This is a genomic window from Wolbachia endosymbiont (group B) of Villa cingulata, assembly GCF_964028285.1.
Classification (GTDB): Bacteria; Pseudomonadota; Alphaproteobacteria; order Rickettsiales; family Anaplasmataceae; genus Wolbachia.
Genome location: NZ_OZ034766.1, coordinates 332,099 through 358,301 on the forward strand (window position 1 = coordinate 332,099; position 26,203 = coordinate 358,301).

The 26,203-nt window shown below is 33.7% G+C and carries 22 protein-coding genes, 1 tRNA gene and 1 pseudogene; 13 read left to right on the top strand and 11 right to left on the bottom strand.

All coding sequences use genetic code 11. The annotated features are described in order from the left end of the window. Nucleotides 1-23: 23 nt before the first annotated feature. Complete coding sequence (gene dapE, locus ABWU52_RS01805; protein WP_353277268.1) at nt 24-1,220, bottom strand: succinyl-diaminopimelate desuccinylase; 1,197 nt, start codon at nt 1,218-1,220, stop codon at nt 24-26. 42 nt (nt 1,221-1,262) lie between these two features. Between dapE and ABWU52_RS01810 the strand changes: the two genes are divergently transcribed. Both ABWU52_RS01810 and ABWU52_RS01815 read left to right on the top strand, forming a co-directional pair. Beyond that, nucleotides 1,263-2,537: an iron-containing alcohol dehydrogenase gene (locus tag ABWU52_RS01810; RefSeq protein WP_353277270.1), complete on the top strand. Its 1,275-nt coding sequence runs from the start codon at nt 1,263-1,265 to the stop codon at nt 2,535-2,537. Between the two features lie 172 nt (nt 2,538-2,709). Next, nucleotides 2,710-3,790 (top strand): annotated as a pseudogene (locus ABWU52_RS01815) (IS481 family transposase). Between the two features lie 117 nt (nt 3,791-3,907). Here ABWU52_RS01815 and ABWU52_RS01820 read toward each other — a convergent pair. The 6 genes from ABWU52_RS01820 to dnaE form a co-directional block, all read right to left on the bottom strand. After that, nucleotides 3,908-3,979, bottom strand: a tRNA-Met gene (locus ABWU52_RS01820). Further along, nucleotides 3,979-5,271 (bottom strand): adenylosuccinate lyase, encoded by a 1,293-nt coding sequence (purB, locus tag ABWU52_RS01825; protein WP_353277272.1) that lies wholly within the window; start codon nt 5,269-5,271, stop codon nt 3,979-3,981. Before purB ends, ABWU52_RS01820 begins: the two co-directional genes overlap by 1 nt. A gap of 112 nt (nt 5,272-5,383) precedes the next feature. Further along, nucleotides 5,384-5,908, bottom strand: coding sequence for a 50S ribosomal protein L9 (rplI, locus tag ABWU52_RS01830; protein WP_353277273.1), 525 nt, complete (start codon nt 5,906-5,908; stop codon nt 5,384-5,386). Between the two features lie 3 nt (nt 5,909-5,911). After that, nucleotides 5,912-6,190, bottom strand: a complete 279-nt coding sequence (gene rpsR, locus ABWU52_RS01835; RefSeq protein ID WP_015587948.1) for a 30S ribosomal protein S18 — start codon at nt 6,188-6,190, stop codon at nt 5,912-5,914. Then, the gene (gene rpsF, locus ABWU52_RS01840) at nt 6,190-6,963 is read right to left on the bottom strand and encodes a 30S ribosomal protein S6 (RefSeq protein WP_211908633.1); all 774 of its coding nucleotides are present in this window, start codon (nt 6,961-6,963) and stop codon (nt 6,190-6,192) included. The genes rpsR and rpsF overlap by 1 nt, the downstream gene beginning before the upstream one ends. Before the next feature lie 48 nt (nt 6,964-7,011). Continuing rightward, nucleotides 7,012-10,341, bottom strand: a complete 3,330-nt coding sequence (gene dnaE, locus ABWU52_RS01845; protein WP_353277275.1) for a DNA polymerase III subunit alpha — start codon at nt 10,339-10,341, stop codon at nt 7,012-7,014. Nucleotides 10,342-10,541: 200 nt separating this feature from the next. On the opposite strand from dnaE, the gene ABWU52_RS01850 reads away from it, so the two are divergent. Next, a complete protein-coding gene (locus ABWU52_RS01850) occupies nt 10,542-11,216 on the top strand; it encodes an ankyrin repeat domain-containing protein (RefSeq protein WP_353277276.1) in 675 nt (224 codons plus the stop codon). 41 nt (nt 11,217-11,257) lie between these two features. On the opposite strand, the gene ABWU52_RS01855 is transcribed toward ABWU52_RS01850, so the two are convergent. Beyond that, on the bottom strand, nt 11,258-12,136 hold the full coding sequence (locus tag ABWU52_RS01855) for an IS3 family transposase (protein ID WP_353277659.1): 879 nt from the start codon (nt 12,134-12,136) through the stop codon (nt 11,258-11,260). Then, the gene (locus tag ABWU52_RS01860; protein WP_064085359.1) at nt 12,112-12,411 is read right to left on the bottom strand and encodes a transposase; all 300 of its coding nucleotides are present in this window, start codon (nt 12,409-12,411) and stop codon (nt 12,112-12,114) included. The genes ABWU52_RS01855 and ABWU52_RS01860 overlap by 25 nt, the downstream gene beginning before the upstream one ends. Nucleotides 12,412-12,545: 134 nt before the next feature. Between ABWU52_RS01860 and ABWU52_RS01865 the strand changes: the two genes are divergently transcribed. Then, nucleotides 12,546-13,502: a hypothetical protein gene (locus ABWU52_RS01865; RefSeq protein ID WP_353277278.1), complete on the top strand. Its 957-nt coding sequence runs from the start codon at nt 12,546-12,548 to the stop codon at nt 13,500-13,502. On the opposite strand, the gene ABWU52_RS01870 is transcribed toward ABWU52_RS01865, so the two are convergent. Next, on the bottom strand, nt 13,499-14,668 hold the full coding sequence (locus tag ABWU52_RS01870; protein WP_264682909.1) for an aspartate aminotransferase family protein: 1,170 nt from the start codon (nt 14,666-14,668) through the stop codon (nt 13,499-13,501). The two genes, ABWU52_RS01865 and ABWU52_RS01870, sit on opposite strands and share 4 nt — an antisense overlap. 64 nt (nt 14,669-14,732) lie before the next feature. On the opposite strand from ABWU52_RS01870, the gene ABWU52_RS01875 reads away from it, so the two are divergent. From ABWU52_RS01875 to ABWU52_RS01905, 7 genes are all read left to right on the top strand, one after another. Continuing rightward, a complete protein-coding gene (locus ABWU52_RS01875; RefSeq protein WP_010403276.1) occupies nt 14,733-16,160 on the top strand; it encodes a sensor histidine kinase in 1,428 nt (475 codons plus the stop codon). 458 nt (nt 16,161-16,618) lie between these two features. Beyond that, complete coding sequence (locus tag ABWU52_RS01880) at nt 16,619-17,074, top strand: hypothetical protein (protein ID WP_353277280.1); 456 nt, start codon at nt 16,619-16,621, stop codon at nt 17,072-17,074. A gap of 72 nt (nt 17,075-17,146) precedes the next feature. After that, entirely contained in the window at nt 17,147-18,157 is a 1,011-nt protein-coding gene (gene tsaD, locus ABWU52_RS01885) for a tRNA (adenosine(37)-N6)-threonylcarbamoyltransferase complex transferase subunit TsaD (RefSeq protein ID WP_353277282.1), read from the top strand. Nucleotides 18,158-18,275: 118 nt separating this feature from the next. After that, nucleotides 18,276-19,775: an ankyrin repeat domain-containing protein gene (locus tag ABWU52_RS01890; RefSeq protein ID WP_353277283.1), complete on the top strand. Its 1,500-nt coding sequence runs from the start codon at nt 18,276-18,278 to the stop codon at nt 19,773-19,775. Nucleotides 19,776-19,796: 21 nt separating this feature from the next. Beyond that, entirely contained in the window at nt 19,797-20,741 is a 945-nt protein-coding gene (locus ABWU52_RS01895; protein WP_353277285.1) for an ankyrin repeat domain-containing protein, read from the top strand. 35 nt (nt 20,742-20,776) lie between these two features. Next, nucleotides 20,777-21,991, top strand: coding sequence for a hypothetical protein (locus tag ABWU52_RS01900; protein ID WP_353277287.1), 1,215 nt, complete (start codon nt 20,777-20,779; stop codon nt 21,989-21,991). A gap of 205 nt (nt 21,992-22,196) precedes the next feature. Next, entirely contained in the window at nt 22,197-23,942 is a 1,746-nt protein-coding gene (locus ABWU52_RS01905; protein WP_353277288.1) for a type I secretion system permease/ATPase, read from the top strand. 250 nt (nt 23,943-24,192) lie between these two features. On the opposite strand, the gene ABWU52_RS01910 is transcribed toward ABWU52_RS01905, so the two are convergent. Next, nucleotides 24,193-24,567: an integrase core domain-containing protein gene (locus ABWU52_RS01910; protein ID WP_353277290.1), complete on the bottom strand. Its 375-nt coding sequence runs from the start codon at nt 24,565-24,567 to the stop codon at nt 24,193-24,195. Between the two features lie 91 nt (nt 24,568-24,658). Here ABWU52_RS01910 and ABWU52_RS01915 point away from each other — a divergent pair, with 91 nt between their 5' ends. Next, nucleotides 24,659-24,958, top strand: coding sequence for a transposase (locus ABWU52_RS01915; protein WP_064085359.1), 300 nt, complete (start codon nt 24,659-24,661; stop codon nt 24,956-24,958). Continuing rightward, nucleotides 24,934-25,812 carry an IS3 family transposase gene (locus ABWU52_RS01920; protein ID WP_353277659.1) on the top strand — a complete coding sequence of 293 codons (879 nt, stop codon included), beginning with the start codon at nt 24,934-24,936 and terminating at the stop codon, nt 25,810-25,812. The genes ABWU52_RS01915 and ABWU52_RS01920 overlap by 25 nt, the downstream gene beginning before the upstream one ends. The last annotated feature ends 391 nt before the right edge of the window (nt 25,813-26,203 follow it).

The window sequence follows — 26,203 nt, forward strand, 5'->3', positions numbered from 1 at the left end:
TTTCTTCTCTATGCAACTGCACCTCAAGCTAATAATGGACCATCAGGCGTATTACCAATTACATTGATCTGGTTTAATATTTTATTAGTGGGGTAAAAATAATTTTTTATAAACTCCTTATATATAGCTGTTAATTTATGTATATCGTCTATTGATACGCATTCATTTACCTGATGTGCGGTTTTGTTGATCATACCAAATTCAATTACTGGACAAATATCCTTAATAAACGCAGCATCAGATGTGCCACCATTTGTACTCAGCACAGCATCAATACCGGTAATTTTATTTATCGCATCAAGCATAATATCAGTATTTCTGTCAGGAGTAGAGAGAAAAACGTTCCTGCTGCTCTGCATAGACAGTTTATAATCGTTAGTCACATTGGTGCATATTGCATCAATCATCTTATATAAAACGTCTGGTGTTTGTGTATTGTTATATCGAACATTAAAACCTGCTGCTATTGAACTAGGTATTAGATTATTAGTATTATTTCCAACGTCGATAGTAGTAATTTCGCAATGTGAAGGCTGAAAGTATTTATTACCAGTATCAAAAGTGGTATCTTTTATTCTACTTAATATCGATATCATTTTATATATTGGGTTATCCGCTAGGTCTGGGTAGGCAACGTGCCCTTGTTTACCATGGCAAATCAATTTAAATGTTGCAGAACCTCTTCTACCTATTTTTACTGTATCACCTAATTTCTCACTACTAGTTGGTTCGCCAACTACACAAAAATCTATCTTTTTTTGCTTACTTTTCATCCATTCCAAAACTGCCTTTGTTCCATGTTCTTCCGCGCTTTCTTCAGCGCTGGTAATCAGTGCACTGATTGAACCGCTGAATCGAAACTTACCTGCAACTGAATCTACGATAGCAGCAATAAATGCAGCTACTCCGCCTTTCATATCAGCTGCTCCTCTTCCATATAGCATTCCATCTCTCACTTCTGGCTTAAATGGATCAGATATCCAATCTTTTAACTCACCTGGTGGTACAACATCAACATGTCCAGCAAAACACAAGTTTGGTACTCCATTTATATATTTCGCATAAAGATTTTTAACTTCATCACCAAACTCTAGAATCTCACATTCAAAACCACTTTTCTTGAGAATGGCTGCTATATGCTCTATTGCCCCATCGTCTTTTGGTGTTATACTTTTAAAAGAAATTAATTTCTTAGTTAGTTCTACAGGGTCAATCTTCATATCAATCTTGAAATACTAACATTACCGTATTGTAAACATTCTATGCGATATTTAAAACAAATATTACAGCACACAGAACAAGTTCTTATTAGAGAAGTAACAGTACTTGCTGATAATATCTATGAAATATGTAGACAATACGGAAATGACATTTTTCTGATTGCAGATGAAAATACAGCAAAACTTTTAAACAAAAACATACTTAATAAAGTTTCTCATTTAATTATTCCAGCCACACCTGTCATTCCAGCGCGTGACGCTGAAATCTATACATCTTTTTCCTGGATTCCAGTATCAAGTACTGGAATGACACCAGACGGAGCTGCTTCTCTCAAAACTGTAAATCTAGTTAGAAATAAAGCAAAAGATAGTGACTTAATGGTTGCATTTGGCAGTGGCACTGTTAATGATATCTGCAAATATGCAAGCTACCTCGAGAAAAAAGATTATATATCGTTCCCAACAGCCGCTTCCATGAATGGATATAGCTCTGCAAACGCTTCAATATTAGTTGATGGATATAAAAAATCGTTCGGAGCACATCTTCCAAAGGCAATATACATTGATACCGATATAATTGCCAATGCACCACCACGCCTCACATTAAGTGGATTTGCAGATTTCATCTGCCGTTCAACAGTACAAGCCGATTGGCTATTATCTCATCTATTACTTGGCACAGAATATAATGAACTCCCCTTTAAACTTGTTCGCAATCTGGAGGAAATTTTGCTCAGAGAACACTTGGCACTTGCTAAAAAAGATAAAAGAGTAGTTTTATTACTTATGGAAGCCTTATTGATTTCAGGACTCGGAATGGTGATGTCAAAAGGCAGTTACTCTGCAAGTCAAGGGGAACATATGATAGCTCATGCAATTGAGATGGTAACACAAGATTATTCCTCCTCGTTACATGGGGAAAAAATTGCTGTGACAACGATTACCATGGCTAACTTGCAAGAGGAGATATTGTCAATACAAGACCCGATTACCAAACCGATCACTTTAGATATAAAACATATAACTCAGTGCTTTGGTAATACCGAATTTATAAAAATTCTAAAGCAGAAGCAAATGATGCAGCAAAAAATTCAAGAGATTATTTGCAAAGAATGGAGTAATATTTCTAGTTTAATTAAGCAAAATTTACTATCTGCAAAACACCTGCAGAAAGTATTTGAAGATCTATCAATTCCGTACTTACCGGAGCATCTTAATTGGAACAAAGAGCAATATTGCAAGGTAGTCAATCTTACATTTGCAACAAGAGATAGATTCACTTTTCTTGACCTAGCTGGTTGTATAGAAAAAAGTTAGATTTTGTGTATTCGTTCAGTAGGGTAGCAAAATAAGATAGACAAAAACACAGTAACAAATGGTGTCATGCAAGTAGCTATCCAGCCTTTCTTGACTGTAATAGTTTAGACTTGATCTGACAAGCAAACAAAGTAAGATAAAAATATAAACAAGTTTTAAAGGAGTGTCAGATATGAATACAACACAAGAAAAAATACTAAAACCAAAGTTGGGATTGCTAGAACTTGCAAAGCAATTAGGAAATGTATCACAGGCGTGTAAAGTAATGGGATATTCAAGGGATACATTTTACCGCTTCAAAGAACTGTATGAAACAGGAGGAGAAGAGGCTTTACACGAGATAAGCAAAAGCAAGCAATTGTATGCAAATAGAGTGTCGGAGGATATAGAAAAAGCAGTAGTTGAAATAGCAATAGAGTTTCCAGCATACGGACAAGAAAGAGCAGCAAACGAACTGAAAAAGAGAGGAATTCTCATCTCTGCAAGTGGAATAAGATCAGTGTGGCAAAGAAACGATCTTGAAAATTTTAAAAAGAGGTTAAAGGCATTAGAAGCAAAAGTAGCTCAGGATGGTATCATTTTAACAGAAGAACAGATAACAGCTCTAGAAAAGGCTAAGGAAGAAAAAGAGGCCCATGGAGAAATTGAAACAGAGCATCCAGGATACTTAGGTAGCCAAGACAGTTATTATGTTGGTAATATCAAAGGTATTGGACGAATTTACCAGCAAACCTTTGTTGATACCTATTCCAGAGTTGCTTTTGCTAAGCTTTACACAGAAAGGACTGCTATCACAGCTGCAGATCTTCTTAATGATAGGGTAGTACCGTTCTTTGATGAACAGAAAGTATCATTGCTACGTGTTTTGACGGATCGTGGTACAGAGTATTGTGGCAGACCTGAAAATCACGCTTACCAGCTATATTTAGGGGTAGAAAATATTGATCATTCTCGAACCAAAGCTCGTTCTCCACAGACTAATGGCATATGTGAAAGGTTCCACAGAACTATGCAAGATGAATGTTACAATATTATCTTTAGAAAGAAAATTTACACCTCTTTGGCAGAACTTCAGTTAGACGTAGACCATTGGGTGCATTCTTACAATAGATCTAGACCGCATTCAGGTAAATATTGCTATGCCTATGCAAACCTTTTTTGATAGTATGCATATTGCTTATCAGAAAAATATTGATAGCATTAAACAGGATGCTGATTTTGGTTTTGACTTTGTCAATTCTTCTGTCAGTTAATTCATGCTTGTCAGATCAAGTCTAAACTATTACAGAAAAAAAACTTCAGTTAATTGACAATGAATCACGTTATTTTGTCAAGTGCGCTGCTATCGCCAAACCATAGCTTAGCTTGAGTGGCTGAGGAGGGATTTGAACCCCCGACCAAGAGATTATGATCCTCCTGCTCTACCACTGAGCTACTCAGCCTAATTAAAAACCTTGCTATATATGTAATCTATATGTTTCATATAATACTTCAAATCAAACAAAGATTCAAGTTTTTTAGAGTTAATAACTTCAAGTAAGGATTTATCTTGTTTCAGTTCGGCCAGAAAATCACTATTGTTTTGTTTCACTTTCATTGCATTGCTCTGAACAATTTTATACGCCTCTTCCCTCGCCAAACCACTATTTACCAACTCGAGTAATACTCGTTGTGAAAAAACCAAGCCTTTTGAAGAATTTAAGTTCTTTTCAATATTTTCCTTATTGATCACCAATTTATCTATCAAATCTGTTAATCGTACTAAAGCAAAATCTGTTGCTATACAAGCATCAGGGGTAATGCATCTTTCTACAGATGAATGCGATATATCTCGTTCGTGCCATAATGCAACATTTTCTAACGCAGGAAACACATAGCTGCGTATTAAGCGTGAGAGCCCAGTCAAATTCTCACTTAAAATAGGATTACACTTGTGCGGCATAGCAGAACTTCCCTTCTGCCCAGTGGAAAAATATTCAGAGATTTCGCCGACTTCAGTTCTTTGCAAATGACGAATCTCAATTGCAATATTTTCTATTGAGCTTGCAATTACTCCCAAAATTGAAAAGAACATGGCATGTCTATCACGAGGGATGACTTGAGACGATATGGTTTCAGGTATGAGTCCCATTTCTTTCGCTACATACTCTTCAACAAATGGATTAATATTTGCAAAATTACCTACTGCACCTGATATTTTACAAATTGAGATCTCTTTTTGCGCGCTAATTAATCTCTGATAATTGCGTTTAAATTCAGCATAAAATCTAGCAAATTTTAACCCAAGAGTTATTGGTTCTGCATGCATTCCATGACTGCGCCCAACACAAACAATATCTTTATAGTCCTCAGCTTTTTTTTTCAATACTATAAGTAAATTTTTTAGATTCTTGAGTAAAATATCACATGACTCTTTCAACTGCACTGCAAGGCATGTATCTAAAACATCAGAACTTGTCATTCCGTAATGGAGATAACGAACATCAACTCCCGCTTTTTCAGCAATATATGTCAAAAAAGCTATAACATCATGTTTTACAATGGATTCAATTTCGTTAATACGCTCAATATCAAATTCAATAGCACCAGAGAGCTTTTCAGCAACATCGTTTGGAATAACTTTTAATTTTGCTTGAGCTTCACACGCTAATTTTTCTATTTTGAGCCATATATTAAACTTATTTTTTTCTTCCCAAATGGAAGACATTTCTTTGTGGCTATAGCGTGGGATCATTAGATGATCCCTGTCTTATCTTTGAACATGCTAGATCCCAGTGTGTAACACTGGAACGACAGAAAAAAAAGGCACTGGAATGACAGGAGTAGTTGAAATATTTTATTCACTGCTATTCATTATTTGTATCTTCTTGTTGCTCAGATTTCTGATTTTGCAACTTTACTTGCCTCAATTCATGTGCATCTTTTTCAGATCTTACAACGTATATATTAATTGGAACTATCACTTTACTATGTAATTCTATATTTACTTGATACTCGCCCAAATTTTTGATACTTATTCCACCAAAAGATAAACTATGATGACTTATATTATATCCTTCTTGTAATAAAGTTTTTGCAATTTCACGTGTGGTTACAGAGCCAAAAATCTTTCCATCCTCTGAAGCTTGCTTTATTAATATAATAAATTTATCATGCAGTGATGATGCAAGCACTTTTGCTACATTTAATTTTTTGGTATTTTCTTCTTCCAATAATAAACGCTGTTCCTCTAACTTTATTAAATTTTCCTTAGTGGCTTTCATCGCCTTTTTTTGTGGAAAAAGAAAATTACGTGCATAACCTGGCTTAACTTTGACAACTTCACCAATCTTACCTAAAGTTGTTATATTTTCCTTTAAAATTATTAACATAAATTACCTAACTTTTTTAGTACAGTAAGGAGCAAGAGCTAAAAAGCGTGCTCTTATAATTGCTAAGCGCAACTTTCTTTGTTTTCTTGCGCACACACCTGTTAACCTTCTAGGTAATATTCTACCATAGTCAGAGGTGAATTTGGACAATAAATCTATATTCTTATAGTCTATGTCCTCATCTTTAGATGCAGCAAGAGGACAGACCTTAGGACGCCTAAAGCCAGTTCTGTTATTTACAGACACGTAAGAATTATTAAAACTATTTCTTCTTTTCATCATTATGCACTTTTCTCCTCAATTTGTTTATCCATCATGTAAGATTTACCTTTAAAAAACTCATTAACCCGTACAGACAAGTGGCGAATAATATTCTCATTCAGTTTTACTCTACGCTCAAATTCATCCATAATGCTTGAAGTAAAACTTATACACATCATACAGTAATGACCACTTTTCATCTTATTTATTGGGTATGCAAAATCCAATAGACCCCAATATTCATATTTTATCAATCCTGAAGCTTCAATATTTTTCAAAAGCACTTCCAGCGTTTTATTCAATTGATTTGAGTCTACTATTTTAAAACTTTTTAAAACCTCTTGAAGGGGCTTTATTAGATGTTGTGAAATATTTTCCTTAAAAGCATTTACTACATTATAGATAAATGCACTTTTAGTGTTAGCTCCTGGAAGGTCCATAAAATTTTGTTTTATTCCCGTATCACTTAGTTCATTTTTCAATTCTTTATCGATTCTTGACTTTATTTCTTTTAAATTTGAAAAATCTTCTTCCAATTCAACCCATAAAATTTTTGTCAGAGTTTCCAAAAAATCAGAGTAAACAATCAGACTTTTTTTAATGCTTTCAGTACTTGCCTCTAGCTCTTGTTTTGTAACTGTGCTATGTTCTCTTTCTATGAGACCTTTAACCTCCTGAGAAATAACATCTGCTTTAATATTTTTCAACAAAATAGCCAATTCTTGGACCATTTCTTCTACTTCTTGCTGCAATAAGTTCGGTTGTGCTATAAAAGTAAATTCATAGAGATTCACTATATCTTCCTTTAATATCAATTAAACACTTTATTATATAAAACTTTTTTATATAAGCAAGTTATTTGTATTAATTTCTACGTCTTCAATCCAACTTAAGTGAGATATTTCATAAATAGCTTGGGGGGTGATTGAATATGTACCTGGCAACAAGATGCTGACTTTATGTTTTTCGAGAAGAAACTTTAGCATTATTTTGGTTTTGCCTCCATTTTTCAACACTGCATTCAACTCCTCAGCAACTTTTTGCGAGTCTGAACATACAGCAGTTAAAACTAATCCTTTCATTAGAGAAGTAACCTTTTCTGTAAATTCAGATATGTCCTTTCCTGATAGTCTCGTTGTGTTTTCTGAAATTTCAAGATCAATTATCACAAATGCTCCAGGTGAAAATAGATTCCTTTTTTCTTCTATTATTTCATTATTGTAGAATGCTATTTCAGAAACATTGTGGGGATCAGAAAGTGTTAGGATAACAAATCTTCCACGTTCTGAGGTTCTCATACGCACATTTAATATTACACCAGCAGTTTTTATCGTTTTACTCTCTCCGATAAACCCAATATTTAATTTTTTCAAGAGAGTTCTAAACTTTTCAAGTGGATGATTAGTTAAGTAAAATCCCAATGAAAATACCTCATGCTCTAATTTTTCCTCTTCATTAAAATCTTCCACGTTCTCAAGTTTTGGCTTCAGAATATCAAGATTACCAAATAAAGCAGCTTGATTTGACTGCCTATTTTTATTTGCAAAGTAAATCAATGTGTCTATTGACTCGTATAACTGCTTTCTATTTTTGTGCACACTATCGAATGTTCCAGATTTAATTAAACTTTCTAATGCCCTTTTATTTATTATATGCCCCAAATTTTGAATGAATTCCCATATGTCCTTATAAGAACTTGAGCGTGCATTTACTATTCCTTCTGCTATAGCAAAACCAACATTACGCAAAGCAGCAATTCCGTAGCGTATGTGCTCACCCTCTATTGAAAATTCAGCCTTAGATTTGCTGATATCAGGCGAAAGAACAGCAACTCCACTGAATTTTGCAGCATGATAAAACAAATTCAGTTTGTCTCTATCATCAATGTTGAGATTCATCAAGGCCGTAAAAAATTCTAGCGGGTAGTTAGCCTTAAGGTAAGCTGTTTGGTAAGATATAATCGCATATGCTGCAGCGTGGGATTTATTAAATCCATAACCAGCAAATTTTGCAACAAGATCAAAAATATAACTTGCCCTGTCGTAATCAACACCGTTTTTTGTTGCTCCTTGAACAAAAAGTTCACGTTGTTTATCCATCTCTTCCTTAATTTTCTTACCCATGGCACGTCTGAGTAAATCCGCCTCTGCTAAGCTATATCCAGAGAGAATACGCGCTATTTCCATTACCTGTTCTTGGTAGATTATTACTCCGAATGTTTCTTTTAACACCTCCTCAAGCAATGGATGAATGTAATCTGGCTTTTCAAGTCCATGCTTTCTTGCAACATAAGTTGGAATGTTATCCATAGGTCCTGGGCGATAAAGAGAAATTAAAGCGATGATATCTTCAATGCAGTCTGGCTTTAGTTTGATTAAAGCTTCTCTCATTCCCGAACTTTCAAGCTGAAACACTCCGATTGAATCACCTCTTGAGAGCATTTCATAGGTTCTTTGATCAATCAAAGAAACCGAGGAAATATCAAATTTTTTTTCATCACGATTAATTAAACGACATACATGATCTATTAGTGTTAGCGTACCAAGTCCAAGAAAATCAAATTTTATTAACCCAGCTTTCTCTACATATTTCATGCTGTATTGAGTGATTGGCAGAGCCGAATTTGGATCATAATAGACGGGAACAAAATTTTCTAATTTTTGATCGCATATTACAATTCCAGCAGCATGAGTTGAAACGTGACGATATATTCCTTCGAGCTTTAGTGATATATCAAGAAGCTTTGCAATTACCTCATCACTATCTCGTTCTTTCTGTAGGTTTTGATCAAGCTCTATCGCTTGCGATAAAGTTACAGGATTTACTGGATTAAATGGAACCATTTTAGATATTTTATCCACTTGAGAGTAAGGCATTTGCAATACTCTACCAACATCACGCAATACTGCCCTTGCTTGCAATTTTCCAAAAGTGATTATTTGAGCAACATAACCGTACTTTTTCTGAACATAATCAATAACCAGGTCCCTTTTCTCTTGGCAGAAATCGATATCAAAGTCAGGCATCGATACACGATCAGGATTTAAAAATCTTTCAAAGATCAGACCAAATTTTATTGGATCAAGATCTGTAATTTGTAAGCTCCAAGCAACAATCGACCCAGCACCAGAACCTCTTCCCGGTCCAACTGGAATGCCATTTGCTTTGCTCCAACGAATGAAATCAGAAACTATCAAAAAGTAGCCAGCGTAGTTCATCGAAGTTATTACGCTTAGTTCGTAATTCAGCCGATCGTAGTATTGTTTAAGGTCTATGTCCGTTTCATTTGCAATACGCAGCTTCAACCCTGAAACTGCCTGCTCCCTCAGCTCTTCATTCTCAGTTTTATTTTCTCGACAAGGAAATTTAGGCAAGATAGACTGCCTGCTTCTTGGCATGTAAGAGCACCGCTTAGCTATCACTAAAGTGTTATAAATTGCTTCGGGAATGTCGCTGAACAGTTCCTCCATTTCTTCCACAGATTTGAAGTAATGCTCGGTAGTTAACTTCTTTCTGTTATTCTCCAGGGCATAACTGCCCTCCGATATGCACGTTAATATATCATAAGCTTCATAATCAGATCTATTTGAAAAAAACACATCATTCGTTGCAACTAGTGGTATATTGCGTTGATAAGCAAAATCTATTAAAGCTTCTTCAAGCTCTAGCTCTTTATTCAGCCCATGACGCTGCAATTCAACATATAAATGACCATCGAATGCTGAGAGCAGTCTTTTTATCGTTTCTTTATCTTGCTTCAATAACAGTTGAGCCAATATGCCGTCATATCCACCAGTTAAGGCGATTAGGCCTGAACTTAAATTTAATAGCTCATCAAAATCAACGTAAGGAATATCGCTGCTATTTTTGCGCTTTTTAAAAGACTCACTCACCAAAGTGACTAAATTAGTGTACCCTTGTTCATTTTTTGCAAGTAGCAGTATTGATAAATTTTGTTCTAAGTGTCGAACGATAATATTACATCCTATTATTAGCTGTATTCCCCTATTAGCTGCATATTCTGCAAATTCAAGTGAGCCAAATAAGTTACCTGAGTCAGTAACTGCAACTGCCGGCATTTTGTTCTGCAAACAAAGACCAATCAGCTCCTCAATTTTAACCGAACTCTCAAGCAGAGAATAAACACTATGAACGCGCAAGTGTATGAACATAAAAAACTTTAGATTAGCAATAAAAGGATAACATTAATTTGCTTGTAAGGATATGAAAAGGTCTAACACTGAAATAACACCAAAGAGTCTATTTGAATCTAATTTACTATTCACAATCCCGGTTATTAGCTTGTTTTAATTGACTTTTTATCATAATCATGTAATAATTAAACATATTGTTTAATATTGAGAGTAGAATTGTGATAAAACGATATGAATCACTGAAAAAAGTACTGAGTACGATTGAGGTTAAGGAAGGCTTAAATATTGAGAAAATAAAAACAGAACTAGAGGAACAGAATCTATTTCTATATTTGTTGTGGGAGATAGGTAATTTTGATGTAAATTATGTATTTTCTCTCTCCTTCTGTATTGAGTGTACGTTATTAACGATAGCTGCTGAGAATGGTTACACAAATATAGTAAATGTTTTACTAGAAAAAGGAGCAGATGTTAATCGGAAAAATTGGTTTGATATGACTCCTTTGCATTTAGCTGCTGAGAATGGTCACGTAGATATAGTAAACCTTTTACTAGAAAGAGGAGCAGATGTTAATGAGAGATATCATTCGGGTAATACTGTTTTGCATTTAGCTGCTAAGAATGGTCACGTAGATGTAGTAAAGGTTTTACTCGAAAAAGGAGCGGATGTTAATCGGAAAAATTTGGTTGATATTACTCCTTTGCATTTAGCTGCTGAGAATGGTCACGAAAAGACAGTAGAGTTTTTACTAGCAAAAGGAGCAAATGTTAATGAGAAAGGTTACCACGATATTACTCCTTTGCATTTCGCTGCTTTTATTGGTCACGAAAAGACAGTAGAGGTTTTAATCCAAGAAGGAGCAGATGTTAACGCAGCAAATCAATATGAGTGACCTTACCCAGAAAAAGTAGACAGAAAGTTAAGACGTTTTTGCTATGAGAATGATGAATCAAAAAGCTCAGGAATGCAATAGTTAATAGTAGAATGTCTACGCTGTTTATTATAAAAAATTTCTATATATTCAAATATTGCGGTTTTAGCTTGTTGTGCAGAGTGTTGTGAAGTATCAATGAGTAACTCTCTCTTAAGTGAACTAAAAAAGCTCTCTGAAACAGCATTATCATAACAACAACCTTTGTGACTCATACTAGAAGTAATATTTTTTGTACTTAGTAAAAATTGATAATTTTTAGAGGTGTATTGCGATCCTTGATCGCTATGAAATAGTAGATTTTTAGCAGATTTGCGCCTACCAATAGCCATGAATAACGCATCTATAACTAATTGCCTATTTACTGCATTACTCATTGACCAGCCAATCACCATGCGTGAATATAAATCTATTATTGCTGCCAAATATAACCATCCTTCATTAGTTTTTATGTACGTAATATCAGTTACCCATATCTTGTTAGGTTGATCAGCGATAAAATTCTGATTTAATATGTTAGGAGTTATAACTCTATTGTCTATTTGTGGTTTTTTACTTTTAAACTTTCGTCTAAGCTTAGCTTGAATGCCATTTTTCTGCATAACATTTTGCACTGTTTTGATGTTATAATTTTTACCTAAAGCCTTTAATTCAGCGTGAATTTTAGGAGCTCCGTATCTGCATTGTGATGCTCGATATACCTTCTGAATATCTTGTATGAGCTCTTCTCTTATTGATTTTTTGTTGTTTTTTTCCTTAGTAATCCATTTATAATAACCACAAGCAGATACGTTCAAAAATCTGCATGATTCCCGTATTTTATAGCATTTTTTATGTTCTTTTATAAAAGAATATTTTACTCTTTTTGGTTTGCAAAATATCCCAGGGCTTTTTTTAAAATGTCTCTTTCCCTCGTTACTCTTGCCAGCTCTTTCTTTAAATCAAACTTTTCTTTGTCACAATGAGCTACTTTCCCTTTTCCTGGAAACGCATCTACTCCAGACATTCTATCATTGTATGTTTTTACCCATCTGCTTAATGAATCACCGCTAATACCCAAATCTCTTGCTATTTTTGCTGATGATTGACCTGTTTCTTTTACTAGTCTTATAGCTTCAATTTTGAATTCTGCTGTATATTCTTTTCTTTTTGTCATACCACACCTCTTTGAAAAAACGTTTTATTTTACTTCAAAAACGTCTTAACTTTCTGTCTACTTTTTCTGGGTAAGGTCAGGTTCATGCATTAGAAATTGCCAAAGAACATGACAGCAGTTTCAAAAGAAATAGTTTGTACGAAGGCAATGAGGATAGATGTAAAGAAAAAATCATCTCATATTTTCAATCCAAGCAATATATACGTGCATTAGATAGAACAATTGCTCAAATTGAAAATAAACACTTGGTAACAATTTTGAAAGCTGTAGGCTACGAAAATGATGCTAATAAAATGGCACAAGAAATCAAAGATTTTTTATGTGATTTAAAGAATTTAAATTGTGTAGACTTGAGAGAAAAATATTATCAAGGCAACTTATATCAAGAAAGCAAATTATACAAAATCAATAATCAAGTTAGTACGATAATTGATGAAATTGTAAGGTGTCATAAGTGGTATCATGGAATAGAGGACTTAGAGCTAAAATTAAAAATCAACCATAATATTTTTGAAGTCAGAGTTAACAATGATTTTTCTAAGTTACGTGAGAAAAACTTTAACAAACGCTCTAAAGAAAGGACATATCTAGGTAGAGCTATGTTACTTATTGGGTTTATAATTTCAATGGAGCTTATAGGTAGAATATCATCAGGTCAGACCATGCCATTGCCTTTACTTTGCGGTTTTATAGTATTTGGACCACTGGCACTCTTGTGTGGTGCATTGTTATATGAAATAACGACCTATTTAGTGAGAGGAGCATTTTTTATTTTTGGAGTGCCAATTCTTTTAGGAGAACTGTCTAAATGTGTTTTGAGAAACGGCTCAATGAAAAGTTTGTTAGATATGACATTATCGCTTGGTAACTCGGCTTTTCTCAATATTCCGAAAGACATCGTGCAATCGTTTATATTTGAGGATATAACAAAATTTGACTCACTAAGTGATATAAATGAGCTTACACTGATAAGAGAACAGGAAAAGGCAAAGTGTACAAATGAAGTAGCTGATAAAGTTGTAGCTACTGCTTTATCTGCAATTTTGATACAGCCAACAACTAGTGAGCAGGAAGGTTTAGTTTTTAACTAGAACTTTTCAGATAAATACTGAGTGAGAATTTCAATGCCTTCATCAATCTCTTTTTCAGTGATAATGAGTGGAGGCAAGATTCTTAGAACATTATCTGATGTTACTCCAACAGTAAGTAAACCACGGTGACTTAGCTCTTCTGCAAATTTTTGGTTATTCATTTTTACTTTTATTCCTAGCATCAACCCTTTTCCTCTCACTTCTTCTATCATTGGAAACTTGCTTGCTAAGTCCTCTAGTTTGTTTTTTAAAGACTTACCTCTAACTTCAACATTTTCTAAGAAGCCAGGGCTGAGCAATTCATCCAATACAGCATTACCTACTGAAGTTGCAAGTGGATTACCACCAAAAGTAGAACCATGCATACCGACCGCCATGTACTTAGCAACCTTTTCAGTTGCAAGACAAGCCCCCAGAGGGAAACCTCCTCCTATTCCTTTTGCAAGAGCACATATGTCAGGCTTAATTCCTATGTGTTCATATGCAAATAACTTTCCTGTCCTGCCAGCACCGCACTGAACGCAATCAAAAAATAGCAGTATGTCGTTTTCGTTACATAGTTCTCTTAGCTCTTTCATGAAGACTTCACTCATTACTTTAATACCACCTTGTCCCTGTATTGGTTCTATTAATATAACACCTATGCCATTAGAAATTGCTTTCTTTACACTCTCAATATTGGGCTCTATGTTATCACACCAGTCAATATAAGGATTCAGTAATTCAGAAAATTTCTGTCTATCGTTTGTTGCACAAGTTAAAAATGTCCTTCCATGAAATGCACCATGAAATGTTAGAATTCTATAGCGATTTTTATTACCTTTTCCATTTTGATAGGCCCTAGCGATTTTAAGTCCACATTCCACTGCTTCTGATCCAGAATTTGCAAAAAATACAGTATTAGCAAAGCTGTTGTTTATTAAATTTTCTGCAAATTTGTTGGCAGTAGATATATTATAGGTATTTGATATATGCCATAGTTTTTCTCCTTGTAATTTTAGGACATCAGTTAATCGTGGGTTGGCATGACCTAAACTGCTAACAGCTATTCCAGAGTGAAAATCTATATAGCGCTTATTATCGATATCATACAAGTAAATACCTTTGCCATAAGAAAAATTTATGTTAATAGGAGAATAAACTGGCAAGATAGGAGAAATTGTCATAAAAGTATGATATGCTAATTTTTTATTAATACCATAAAAGACGTTATTTCACAATGAGAAGAATATGTATAAATTAAGTAAATTAATTTTTACTACACTAAAAACAAATAGATATACAAAAATTATCTCGCTATTCTTATTAATTTTTGTGGTTTTATTGGGCACAATATACCGCAGTTATTCATTAAAGAATAATTTTCTTTCTTTTTACCGTAATTCAAATGCAAACTTAAAAGATCTATTGGAAAATAGTATAATAAAAAAATATCATTATTTACTAATAGAAAAACATCATATTAAATATAACAGTTTTGATTACATAAACCAGTTGGTAAAATTGCGTGCTGAATTGTTACAATCAGTAAGCAAAGTAAGAAATTTTAGCTTAATACTGTATGATCAAAATGCCAGAGTAATTTTCAGTAATTTTAATACTCAAGGTCATGACTATGAGCAGTTGCTTACAAATGATGAAATTGATAAATTGCTAAGCAATCAAGAAATATTTTACGCTACAGGAAATACATTAACTTCTACTTTCCCTATATTTCATGAAGATGACATTAAGCCTTCATTTTTTTTGAAGATCATTCAAAGCTATAATGACTCTTATATTATGGTATATAGTCTATTTTCAATATTAATGGGCTTATTACTGGTTATCTTAATACTAATAATGCTTTATTTGCACTTTTCCAATACCCAAATGCTAGCCAAGCAGCATAAAACTAATATTGAATTACAAAGGGTTAAAGAGGCATTAGAGCAAGAAAATGCAAATAAGATAAAATTTTTTGCAAGTGTTACACATGAGTTGCGTACACCTCTTAATGCTATTATTGGATTTGCAAAGTTGATCAAAAATGAAACTTTAGGTTCGGTAGATCACTCTAAATACAAGGAGTACGTAGACGATATATATAATGCTGGTACACATTTACTTGCTTTGATTAATGATGTGCTCGATTTTTCTAAAGCTGAATCAAGTAGTTTAACAGTAGAGAAAGTGAAGTTTAATCTGAATAAGATAATAGATTCGTGCTTAAAAATGTTATCACCTAAACTAAAAGAAACAGGTATTAGTTTAAAGAAAGAGATATCTGATAAACAATTATTAGTTATCGCCGATCCCAAAAGAATGAAGCAAGTTATAATAAATTTGTTATCAAATGCAATCAAGTTCACTCCTCAAGGTGGTTTAATAAGAATGATTATTAAAGAGAATATAGAAAAAAATTTATTAACTATTGAGTTTCATGATAATGGAATAGGGATAATGCAGCAGGACATATATAAAGTTATGTCCGTTTTTGGCCAAGCAGATTCGGGATATAGAAACGAAGGCACAGGTATCGGATTACCTCTAAGCAAGAAATTAGTAGAGTTAATGGGTGGGACTTTCAACATTCAAAGTGAAGCAAAACTTGGTACTACGATAACATTGAGCTTCTTTTATGAAGAGCAAACATGTGAAAAGTTGATTGATTTTTAGTAAAATATATTTGATATTGCACTTTTATATCTAGTACATTCCTAAGTCATACTGACGTGATACCTCTTGGCTAATAATAAGTAGCGGAATGTAAGTAAATTAAACTTTTTTAGCTATACTTCCTGAAAACACTTTATAATTCTTGAGCATAAAGAAAATTCCTTTAATAATGAAGCATGCTAATCAGGAACTTAATAAAACAAGCAACTCAAGTAGGAAATAGTGAAAACGTAATACAATATGTCAAATATCTCTATCAATTTGAGAAGTTTAGAAATACATTAAACCTCACTTTGTCACTAATAAAGCAAAATAGACTCTCGTTTGAAATATATCAAGAAGGATTAGTGGATATGGAAGAGGGAGTGTGTAAGACAATTCGTTCTTCTGGTTTAAATAAGTATGTTATTGTGCTAAGAAGGTCAAATCCTTACATCATAGTACATGAACTTTCACATATGGTTGAAAATGAACTGAACTTAAGCTTAGAGCAAGAATTTCTCTATAAAGTTTATCAGGATATTGAGCAGAACTTAAAGCAGTCAAATATTCTGGTACAAAAAATTATTGGTCAAATTATATTTGAAGAGATACAAGCTTATCAAACTCCAAAATCACGTGCGTCTGAGTTATTCGCACGCTATTTTGAGCTGTTTGCTTGGGCTCAGGAAGTTTATCCTAAAGATAAAGAATATCTAATTCGCACTCAAGATTTAAACAGAGTACTTCTTGCTACTAACCAATGGAAAAAGAGCTACCTGGATCTACAAATAATGGAGAGAATAGATAAAGAAGTAAAGGAATATAGCGATAAAACTGCTTTTAAAGATATAAACAAAGTACAAAGCAGTTGGACTAATAAATTTTCTCCTGGAAGCAAAAAAATTGGTTCTATATTTGAAGATGATAATTAGCTCAGCAGAATACAGTTAACTTCTTCAACATTTTAAGTTATAGTTCTCGCAATTTAAAGAGTTCAAATATATATGAAAACCATTTTAGCGGTTGAAACAAGTTGCGATGAAACTGCAGTTTCGATTGTAAATAGTGATAAGCAAGTGCTTGCTCACGAAATTCTTTCTCAGGCAGAGCATAAAAAGTGTGGTGGAGTGATTCCTGAAATAGCATCACGTGCTCATATGAAGCATTTAAGTGGTTTAATAAAAAGTGCTATGGAAAAATATAACCTTAATTTTTGTGATTTGGATGCAATTGCAGCAACATCAGGACCAGGACTCATAGGTGGATTAATAGTTGGTACAATGATGGCTAAAGCAATTGCACACGTAACACAAAAACCGTTTATTGCAGTTAATCACTTAGAAGCACATGCGTTAGTTGTTAGGCTACTATATGAGGTTAAATTTCCGTTTTTAGTCCTGCTGATATCAGGTGGTCACTGCCAATTTTTAATTGCACAGGATGTAGGTAAATACATCAAACTTGGAGAAACGCTTGATGACTCATTAGGAGAAGCATTTGACAAAGTCGCTAAGACACTGGGTCTAAGCTATCCAGGAGGTCCGTTGATTGAAAAATTAGCTAAAAAAGGTGATGGTATGAGATTTAAGCTGCCAAGAGCAATGATAAAACGTTCTGGATGTGACTTTTCATTTTCTGGAATTAAAACAGCGGTAAAAAACTTAGCACGAGAATTTGTAATGAGTGAACAGGATGTGTGTGATATGTGTGCTTCGTTTCAAGAGTGTATTAGCGACATATTACTCGATAGAGTCAGAAATGCTATTGGTATCGCTGTATCTTTAAATATTAAAATCAATGATTTTGTAATTACTGGTGGAGTTGCAGCAAATAATTTCCTGAAAGAGAGATTAAAAAAGCACATAGACTTGAACGTGCTTTCTCCTCCAAGCAATTTATGTACAGACAATGCAGTGATGGTTGGATGGACAGGAATTGAAAGGTTACAGAGAAACTATGTAGACTCTCTTGACTTTGCACCAAGGCAAAAGTGGGAATTAGAAAAATATTACTAGCACAAAAAATTATCTACTATATAATGCGGCCGCTGGTAAATTTTTGTAGGCTTAAAAATTACAGTGGTATCTACTAAAGCCTTATTCACTGCCGGCATTATTATTTATGAGGTACAGTATGTTCAAAAACAAATTTGACACAGTTACTAGTGTTTTCAAAGCTAAATCTAGTACAAGCGCAAAGACACTCAGTTCAGGTTTATTTGTTGCGGGAAACGTTAGTATGGCCAGAGCAATTAGTGAGATAGACCTCTCTTCATTACAAGGCAATTCAGAAGATAAAGTCAATAAGCAAGACCTAATAATCATATATGATTATATTAATAAAGTAACTCAAAAAGAAAACTATAATATATGTACTAATAATCTTGATTGTATAAAAAGCAGGATTTTAGCAGAAAATATAAGTGATTCATTAGCTGAAAAATTTCGTCAAGATGGATGGAATATAACAAGTAATGATGGTTCTTCGCTATTAACAGTGGCTATTGAAAGAATTGGGAAAGAACAAAAGAAAAATAGGAATTATGATATTCATGTTGAAATAGCTGTATCTCTAATTCTTGGTATGGGCAGAGAATTGATTATAAAATTGGAGAATTTTGCAGATAGTAATGATAAAACACTTCTACATTATTTAGCTGAGTCAGGTAAAGAAGATATTTTATGTTTTGTGATAGAAAATTCTAATTTTGACATTAAAGAAGCAGTAAGGAATAAAGATAGAGATGGTAAAACACCACTACACTATGCGGCTAAATCTGGCAATAAAGAATGCTTGAAAATTCTCATAGAAAATGAAGCAAATTTTAGTTGCACTACCAATAATAAAAACGAGTTACACTATGCTGCCAGAAGCGGAAGTCCTAACCTCCTAGAATATTTAAAAGAAATATTGACAGCAAAAGGAATTTTTGATAGGGGGAAAATTAAAACAGATAAATATGGAAATAACGCATTACACTATGCTGTGCAATCTGGAAATGCTGAGTGCATAAAATTCTTCATTGATAATCAAGTACAATTTTTAAAAAATAAATATAATGAGAATCCTTTTCATAAGATTGTAGGTAACTCAGAAACTCAAGAAAATGCCATAAATTTTCTTATAGAGCATCTAAAATTTTTAGGTAGACTAAAAAGTGAAATTAATCAAGAAAATGTAGATGGTAACACCCCATTGCATATAGCTGCAAAACATGGAAATAACCAGCTAATGAAATTGTTTATTAAATCAGGTGCAAAAATTGTTCAGAATAAACAAGGTAACACCCCCTTACATATTGCTATTATACATGGTAATTCATATTGTATAGAGCTATTTTATGAAAATATAGGAAATAGCATACTTCAATCCAAAGGTGATTATGGAAGAGATCTTGTACATTTAGCTGCAATGTACGGGAAGTATGATTGTCTAACATCTTTACTCAAGAAATTTCCTGATTACGATTTAAGTACAGAAACACGCAAAGGAAATATGGCCCTACACTTAGCTCTATCGAGTAATACAGAAACAGAACTAAGAAAAAAATGTGTGAGTCTATTAATAGACAGAAGCATGCAAGTAAATAAGAGTAATAATGAAGGAAACACCCCTTTACATTTTGCTGCCTAACTTGATTTATCGTTTTTAAGCATGATAGAAAAAAAGTTGGAAGAGAAGAAATTTGACGTTTATCAAGAGGTTTTGCGTGAGAATAGCAACGGTGACACCGTCTTTCATATGGCAGCACGTGTTGGTAATAAATCATGCCTTGAGCACCTTTTTAAAAAAGAGAGAGTGGGAGAAATATTAAGTAAGAAAAATAAGGATGGACAAACTTTACTACACTTATCTATTCTCAGTGGAAGAGTAGAATGCGTTAAGTATTTGGTAAAAAAAAGCCCAAAGGGTATTTTTTTAGAACAAAATACACAAAAAAGGTTGTTATTTGCAGCTATTTTGAGCGGCAATAAGGAATGTCTTGAATTTGTGTCAAAAGAACTTGTAGGTAAAAAGGTGGCTGCTAGCATCAAAGTGTTATATGATGAAAATGACAATACACCGTTACACATGGCTGCTCTTGCCGACGACATAGAATTCTCTCAGTATGTTATTGAAAGTATTGCCGAGTCAACTATTAGGAATACAGTACCACTTTTTAACACAAACAGTCAAGGGCTTATACCTCTACATTTAGCTGCCATGAGCCTTAATGCTGAGTTAATAGAATATTTTATGACAGATAATCATTACCCCTATAATAAGAAAATGTTAAATGTTGTATCTAAATCTGGAAGAACAGCATTACACTATCTTGTAATGAGTGATAATGATTTTGAAAAAACTATAAATGAGGATTTTAAGCAAGGTCAATTTTTGAAAAAGTTGGTTTTAGAAAAGCGTAAACAAAATGAGCACTTAAGGGAAAAAGCTATTAAAGCCTTATTCTACCTAACAATCAGCACCGGAGAGAAAACTGTAAATAAGAAGATAAATTTTGATATAAAGGATAATGCAAAAAAAACAGCTTTAGATTATGCTTTTAAACATGGTGACACAAATATCTTGAGGTTATTTTTAGATTTCTTTTTGAAATAAGGGAAAACAAAAAAAGGAAATATGATAAACTTAATATGGAAGATCAAGAAAGAAGCAAAAAGCTTCTAGACTACTATAATCTGGCCATGTCAATATCAAGTGTGATTATTTCTGTTTGCGTTAAGTATAATAATGCAGAATCTGAAAAGGAAGAAATTCCTACCTGGATTTCCATTGCATTTTCTTCGATATCATTTTTACTTATCTTATACAACTTAGTGATTGGCCTTCAAAAAGAACCTGTTAAACGTAAGATAGAAAACTATACTGAAAAAATGAACAGAATTGAAGAGGCTACAGGAAAGTTAGCTAAGACAAAAGTAGGAGATCATGATTTGGAGGAATACAACTCAATATTGGAACTATTAATAAAGAATGCAGAAGATATTTCACGATTGGAAAATGAACTTTACAAGTTTACGCATGAAACTAGATTAGAGAGTAAAGACAAACTCAATATTTCTCCTCAGAAAATGAGTAGGGGTGGTAGTGCAGTACTATGTTCGAATAAGTCTTTAGAAGGTAGAAAAAGTTCACCTGTTTTGAATGATTTAACAACAAAACTTAGTCTGTATTCAAGACGCAACAGTAGAGTACAAAATACAATGGACAAGTTAGATAATCCATCATGTGTAATTACTATAAATGAGCATCCAGAAATTAAACCAAAAGCTCCGAAAAACAAATTCAAGAATGTTGCAACTAAGCTAAAAATAGGCAATATCTTTAGTAAGAAAAAAGAAGATCTTATTGCTTCATCAAGCTTATCAGAAGGTGCTAATCACGAGAATATTACAAAAATGAATGAAGAAAACTGTGGGTTGATAAAACGATTTGGTGATACCAATGGGTATTCAATATTTTCGACTCCTTTTAATCCAAGCGGTTCAACCTCAAGAGAAGAGTGTGGTAACAATCATAGTGCAGCGCGTCATGTGAGTTATGGTAGTGCAAATAATTCTGTGAGTGATAAGGAAGTTAGTCAATCTCCATCTCTAATACTTTCTAACTTTGAGGAGGGGATTACTGTTGACTGTTTTAAATTCGAAAGATATAGACCAAGGGTATATTCAAGTCCATCTTGTGTGAGAAAAAGAGCAATTACAGCTAGATCATTGGAATATATAATACTTCCTGATCATATAGAAAGAGGAAAAGAGATGCAGATTGTAGTCACTGACTCTGATAGCATCAACTTTCAGAGGAGTGATAGTAAGCATTCTAGTAAACTGTCATTTAGTAGTAGATAAGAAAAACGTAGAACAATTGGCAAGGCTATCGTATAAGGTTATAGTAGAGAAGAAATTAGATAGCCTTGCTAAATTTCCATGAAAAAGTTTATATTCGCATATCATTAATATTTTATTACATTAATGATATGGCAAGGCAATAACTGTTAATACTTTTGAAATAAAAACTATATATGGTACATATAATTAAATAAAAAGGAAGATTGTGGAAATCACTCCGTCAATAAAAAAGGAATTAAAGCAAAGTATACTATATACTTGTCTAGAGAAGTGCAAGAGTGCGTTTTGGTTTATTTTCTGGTTTAGCTCAGGGATTAATGCGTTAATGTTATTTTTGCCACTTTATACCTCTCAGGTACTTGATCGAGTGATATCGAGCGAGAGTGTGTCAACACTAGTTATGCTGACGATTATTACTTTATCTGCGTTTGCATGTTCTGCAATGCTTGAAACTTGTCGATATTTAGCTATGGCTAAAATTGGTGATTGGATTGATAAAACTGCAACACCAGATCTAATAGTAAGGTCAATCAGGTTAACATCAGTACAAAGCTCAACTTCAAGTGGTGAAGCAATACGAGATCTTGGAGTAATAAAAAATTTCATTACAGGAAATGGTATATTTTCACTGTTCGATACTCCATGGTCGCTAATTTACCTTGTTGTGATCTTTATGATACATACCTCTACAGGGTTTATAGCTATTGCCGGGATCATTATATTAGTTTCAATGGCAGTATGGAATGAACTTGCCACTAAGCGTATATTGCGAGAAACCAATGAAGAAACTATACGTAATATTAATGCTATAGATGTTGCAACAAGAAATGCAGAGGTGGTTGAGGCTATGGGTATGTCAGAATTTATAGTTTCTGATTGGTGTAAACGGAATGATCAAAATCGTGCAATGCAAGTCACAGCACAGAATCGTTCTAATGTAATTACTGGTATTACTAAATTTTTACGTTCAACTCTCCAAATTTCAGTAATTGGAACAGGTGCATTACTTGCAATCACAGCTCACAAAACTGCCGGTAGCATTATTGCTGCCTCGATTTTGATGGGTAGAGTATTGGCTCCATTTGATGCAGCAGTTCATACTTGGAAATTTTTAAATCAAGCCAAGATGTCATATGGCAGGCTGCAAAGACTTATCCTAACATCCCCAAAAAGAGAGCAAACTATGGCTCTACCAGAGCCTGAAGGGAAGTTGGAATTTGATAGGGTATTTTTTACTCCTTATGGGAGCAATAAGCCAACAGTAAAAGGAATCTCATTTGTAATAGAACCAGGGGATGTTGTTGGTGTTATTGGTGCAAGTGCTTCTGGTAAGTCGACCATTGCAAAACTAACCGTTGGTGTTTGGAAACCCATATCAGGTGTAGTCAGACTAGATGGTGCTGATGTATATACTTGGAATCGAGAAAACTTTGGTAATTATGTTGGTTACTTACCTCAAGATATTGAGTTATTTAACACGAGCGTTAAAGCTAATATTGCCCGCATGAGACCAGATCCAAATCCTGAAGAAATAATCAAAGCAGCAAAAATTGCAGGAATACATGAATTAATACTGAGCTTACCAAATGGGTATGATACAACAATAGGAGGACCTGGAGGAGTAATACTCTCTGGTGGCCAAAAACAGCTTCTTGGACTTGCAAGGGCTTTTTATGGTAATACTAAGCTTTTAGTGCTTGATGAACCGAATGCTAACTTAGACAGTAATGGAGAGGCGCGCTTGATTAATGCAATCAATGTTGCAAGAGAGCAAAATACTACCACTGTTATCATCACTCATAAGCTACCGTTACTATCCGTAGTTGATAAAGTGATTATCATGTCAGATGGTGTTATTTATGATATGGGACCAAAAGATGAGATTTTGAGCAGATTAGTTGCTCCATCACCAGATACCACAGAAGATAAACGTTCTTCAGCAAGTGGTTAAGAAAGAGAGAAGCTGTCACACTTCTCTTTCTCTTATAGAGTACTATATGCACAGTTTATAAAATCTTAAGCAATTGTTATTAGAAAAATCCAATAATGATTAGCCGCGGAACCTATTTGCTAATTCTCTCACATTGACCTTAGACATTTCTGATGTAGGCTCTTGTGTATATGAGACATCAGATTTAACGCCTTTTTTGTCATGACTGACCTTACCCAGAAAAAGTAGACAGAAAGTTAAGACGTTTTTGCTATGAGAATGATGAATCAAAAAGCTCAGGAATGCAATAGTTAATAGTAGAATGTCTACGCTGTTTATTATAAAAAATTTCTATATATTCAAATATTGCGGTTTTAGCTTGTTGTGCAGAGTGTTGTGAAGTATCAATGAGTAACTCTCTCTTAAGTGAACTAAAAAAGCTCTCTGAAACAGCATTATCATAACAACAACCTTTGTGACTCATACTAGAAGTAATATTTTTTGTACTTAGTAAAAATTGATAATTTTTAGAGGTGTATTGCGATCCTTGATCGCTATGAAATAGTAGATTTTTAGCAGATTTGCGCCTACCAATAGCCATGAATAACGCATCTATAACTAATTGCCTATTTACTGCATTACTCATTGACCAGCCAATTGACCTTACCCAGAAAAAGTAGACAGAAAGTTAAGACGTTTTTGAAGTAAAATAAAACGTTTTTTCAAAGAGGTGTGGTATGACAAAAAGAAAAGAATATACAGCAGAATTCAAAATTGAAGCTATAAGACTAGTAAAAGAAACAGGTCAATCATCAGCAAAAATAGCAAGAGATTTGGGTATTAGCGGTGATTCATTAAGCAGATGGGTAAAAACATACAATGATAGAATGTCTGGAGTAGATGCGTTTCCAGGAAAAGGGAAAGTAGCTCATTGTGACAAAGAAAAGTTTGATTTAAAGAAAGAGCTGGCAAGAGTAACGAGGGAAAGAGACATTTTAAAAAAAGCCCTGGGATATTTTGCAAACCAAAAAGAGTAAAATATTCTTTTATAAAAGAACATAAAAAATGCTATAAAATACGGGAATCATGCAGATTTTTGAACGTATCTGCTTGTGGTTATTATAAATGGATTACTAAGGAAAAAAACAACAAAAAATCAATAAGAGAAGAGCTCATACAAGATATTCAGAAGGTATATCGAGCATCACAATGCAGATACGGAGCTCCTAAAATTCACGCTGAATTAAAGGCTTTAGGTAAAAATTATAACATCAAAACAGTGCAAAATGTTATGCAGAAAAATGGCATTCAAGCTAAGCTTAGACGAAAGTTTAAAAGTAAAAAACCACAAATAGACAATAGAGTTATAACTCCTAACATATTAAATCAGAATTTCATCGCTGATCAACCTAACAAGATATGGGTAACTGATATTACGTACATAAAAACTAATGAAGGATGGTTATATTTGGCAGCAATAATAGATTTATATTCACGCATGGTGATTGGCTGGTCAATGAGTAATGCAGTAAATAGGCAATTAGTTATAGATGCGTTATTCATGGCTATTGGTAGGCGCAAATCTGCTAAAAATCTACTATTTCATAGCGATCAAGGATCGCAATACACCTCTAAAAATTATCAATTTTTACTAAGTACAAAAAATATTACTTCTAGTATGAGTCACAAAGGTTGTTGTTATGATAATGCTGTTTCAGAGAGCTTTTTTAGTTCACTTAAGAGAGAGTTACTCATTGATACTTCACAACACTCTGCACAACAAGCTAAAACCGCAATATTTGAATATATAGAAATTTTTTATAATAAACAGCGTAGACATTCTACTATTAACTATTGCATTCCTGAGCTTTTTGATTCATCATTCTCATAGCAAAAACGTCTTAACTTTCTGTCTACTTTTTCTGGGTAAGGTCAGTTAACTGAAAGTCTGCAGACAAAGATAGATTTTGAGCTCTTAAAATATCTCTAATTGTCATTATAATCAGATTCAAAATATGCGGAAGTAATTTTTTTTGACAATAGATTTCTTGCATAACCAAGTGTTATTCCAGCTGGGATCCAACTAAGTTGGTAAACACTTTACAACGTCTTTTGCGCGAAAAGGCTGGATGCCAGTGTCACGCACTGGCACGACATCGTCTTGGATGAAAATCAGTACGTGATGCACCAAAAATTGTGCATCAAAAGGGTGTCATTTGAGTAACTTTTTTGTTGTCATACCAGTGTCAGCTACTTTCATGACACCTATTTGTTCCTATGAT

Excerpts from the sequence above, each read along its gene's own strand:
- tsaD (WP_353277282.1), top strand. The coding sequence starts at position 17,147 with ATGAAAACCATTTTAGCGGTTGAAACAAGTTGCGATGAAACTGCAGTT.
- ABWU52_RS01860 (WP_064085359.1), bottom strand. The coding sequence starts at position 12,411 with ATGACAAAAAGAAAAGAATATACAGCAGAATTCAAAATTGAAGCTATA.
- ABWU52_RS01910 (WP_353277290.1), bottom strand. The coding sequence starts at position 24,567 with ATGAGTAATGCAGTAAATAGGCAATTAGTTATAGATGCGTTATTCATG.
- ABWU52_RS01880 (WP_353277280.1), top strand. The coding sequence starts at position 16,619 with ATGGTTGAAAATGAACTGAACTTAAGCTTAGAGCAAGAATTTCTCTAT.
- ABWU52_RS01895 (WP_353277285.1), top strand. The coding sequence starts at position 19,797 with ATGATAGAAAAAAAGTTGGAAGAGAAGAAATTTGACGTTTATCAAGAG.
- ABWU52_RS01890 (WP_353277283.1), top strand. The coding sequence starts at position 18,276 with ATGTTCAAAAACAAATTTGACACAGTTACTAGTGTTTTCAAAGCTAAA.
- ABWU52_RS01810 (WP_353277270.1), top strand. The coding sequence starts at position 1,263 with ATGCGATATTTAAAACAAATATTACAGCACACAGAACAAGTTCTTATT.
- ABWU52_RS01915 (WP_064085359.1), top strand. The coding sequence starts at position 24,659 with ATGACAAAAAGAAAAGAATATACAGCAGAATTCAAAATTGAAGCTATA.
- purB (WP_353277272.1), bottom strand. The coding sequence starts at position 5,271 with ATGATCCCACGCTATAGCCACAAAGAAATGTCTTCCATTTGGGAAGAA.
- ABWU52_RS01875 (WP_010403276.1), top strand. The coding sequence starts at position 14,733 with ATGTATAAATTAAGTAAATTAATTTTTACTACACTAAAAACAAATAGA.
- rpsR (WP_015587948.1), bottom strand. The coding sequence starts at position 6,190 with ATGATGAAAAGAAGAAATAGTTTTAATAATTCTTACGTGTCTGTAAAT.
- dnaE (WP_353277275.1), bottom strand. The coding sequence starts at position 10,341 with ATGTTCATACACTTGCGCGTTCATAGTGTTTATTCTCTGCTTGAGAGT.
- ABWU52_RS01870 (WP_264682909.1), bottom strand. The coding sequence starts at position 14,668 with ATGACAATTTCTCCTATCTTGCCAGTTTATTCTCCTATTAACATAAAT.
- dapE (WP_353277268.1), bottom strand. The coding sequence starts at position 1,220 with ATGAAGATTGACCCTGTAGAACTAACTAAGAAATTAATTTCTTTTAAA.
- ABWU52_RS01900 (WP_353277287.1), top strand. The coding sequence starts at position 20,777 with ATGGAAGATCAAGAAAGAAGCAAAAAGCTTCTAGACTACTATAATCTG.
- rplI (WP_353277273.1), bottom strand. The coding sequence starts at position 5,908 with ATGTTAATAATTTTAAAGGAAAATATAACAACTTTAGGTAAGATTGGT.